The organism is Moraxella sp. (assembly GCF_024227015.1).
Lineage (GTDB): Bacteria > Pseudomonadota > Gammaproteobacteria > Pseudomonadales > Moraxellaceae > Moraxella.
On record NZ_JAAELD010000293.1, the window covers coordinates 1 to 1,901 of the forward strand.

General features: G+C 42.9%; 2 protein-coding genes. Both read left to right on the plus strand.

The features are described from left to right. Positions 1 to 185 precede the first annotated feature (185 nt). A complete protein-coding gene (locus GY683_RS06765; RefSeq protein ID WP_297288013.1) occupies positions 186 to 1,013 on the plus strand; it encodes a D-Ala-D-Ala carboxypeptidase family metallohydrolase in 828 nt (275 codons plus the stop codon). Next, positions 1,004 to 1,789 (plus strand): hypothetical protein, encoded by a 786-nt coding sequence (locus GY683_RS06770; RefSeq protein ID WP_297288014.1) that lies wholly within the window; start codon positions 1,004 to 1,006, stop codon positions 1,787 to 1,789. The genes GY683_RS06765 and GY683_RS06770 overlap by 10 nt, the downstream gene beginning before the upstream one ends. Positions 1,790 to 1,901: the final 112 nt, after the last annotated feature.

A 1,901-nucleotide genomic window follows, 5' to 3' on the forward strand; every position in this document is an offset into this window, starting at 1 on the left:
ATTTATATCGAATAATGGCACATTGGTTTGTGGATTGGTGGAAAAATTGCTAAAATTGGATGTTAAAATTACAAAAGCAGCATGAGATTTTTTCGGATTAATGTTAAGATATTTTATAACGTTAAACAGCTTGATTGCTGATTATAAATAGCCAAGTAGTGGGGTGGATCGATAAGATGATTTCAATGAATAAAAAATTGCAACTAACAGGGATAATGTTGGTGGGGGTGTTTGGCTTATCATCATGCGCTCAAAAAACCGCACCTGCTAAAAAACCCCAACCAACCAAAGTGGTGTCAAAACCTAAACAGCTCGCCAAGCAACCAGTCAAGATCACCAATACGGTGGCTAAGCCGCCTCAGATTAACATCATCCATCATCATCACGATGATCACGATGGGCATACTCATGATATTATCAGAAATGTCGGAACAAAGGCGGATTTTGAGATGTGGCTACGCAGCCATCCCTATCAAAAATCTCAGGTCGAGGAATACACGCAATTTCTTAAGAATCACATCGGTAAAAATCTGCCACCGATGCATGAGCTATTGACGACGGCGCGCTCATGGCAGGAATGTGGTTTTGAGCCTTATGAGGTGCCGCCTCGTGAGCTGTGGGTGCAGATGCTGCCAACGATTAAGCTATATAATGAACTTCGCGCTAAAGGTATCCTACCTGCCAATACCCATATCCGTTCGGTATATCGCAATCCCGACTTGAACCGCTGTGCAGGCGGCGCGCCCAGTAGTAAGCACATGACGAATGGCGCGATGGATATCTGGGTGCCTAGTTATGAGGCAGGCAGTCATGAATTGTATCAACTGCAGAATCGTTTGTGCGAGTACTGGGTATTTTATGGTGAATCGCATAATTTTGGTTTGGGCTTATATGGTACAGGTGCCATTCATCTAGATACGCAAGGTTATCGAAAATGGGGCGCGCAATTCTCCGAGTCTCATTCTATGTGTCGCTATACGCCGCCCAAGCCCAGTGAGTTCACATGGCAGTAATCAAATCAGTCTCTGATGCGTTGATGCAGCAGCGCCATATCTTAAGCCTTATGGGTATTCGCCAATGGGGACAATTAGGCACGCCTGTCGTTCAGGTAAGAAGCTTAGTTGATAGGTTTGCGGAGGATGACAAGCATATCAAATCTATGCAAAATGAAATACAAGAGGTTCAAGCTGAGCCTAACTCGGTATTAATCCCGCCAGCAAATCCTGTGGTGGTAGATGATGAGATGTGCATTAAATCAGTCGTTAAAGAGCCAAGTAAGCTAATCAATAATACACATCAGTCTATAAATTCTGCTCAAAATACACCTTCGAATATAATAGATGAAGTAAGTACCGCTCAATCTGCAGACTTATCATCGACCGCTATTTCATATGTGCTAGAAGGTATTCGAGTTGGTGAGTGGGTGCTCTTGGCGGATATCAGTCTGATTGGTGATGAAGAGAAGCTGGTATTGGCATCGTTAAAGACAGCATTGTCAAGATGGGCATCAGAGCGCAAAGCATTCTTCTCGGTGGAAAGCATTCGCTACCCGATGAACGATGATCTGGGCAATTCGCCAACGTTGGCTCAAAAGTGTCTCGATGGTTTTATTCTGCGATTGCAGATGATGGGCGACATTACTAAATTCGATCTGATAAAATTAGCCTTCCTAAGCGAGCTAAGCGATGGGGTGGATTATTTTGGAGAAGTGCAAACACTGCCACAACTTTTGGCGATGCATCAAGATGCTAACGCTAAGAAGCAGCTGTGGCAGACAGTGACAGTTTAACCATCTTGAAATAAAGAATGGGGTTGACTTGGTTTCTGTACTGTCAATTGTACTGTTATTTTAATGATGTAAAGGCATAAGATAATTTTAATTATTATCTGGTTATTTTTTA

What these genes read in the sequence shown, in the direction of transcription:
- GY683_RS06765 (WP_297288013.1), top strand. Translation starts at nt 186, where the DNA reads ATGAATAAAAAATTGCAACTAACAGGGATAATGTTGGTGGGGGTGTTT.
- GY683_RS06770 (WP_297288014.1), top strand. Translation starts at nt 1,004, where the DNA reads ATGGCAGTAATCAAATCAGTCTCTGATGCGTTGATGCAGCAGCGCCAT.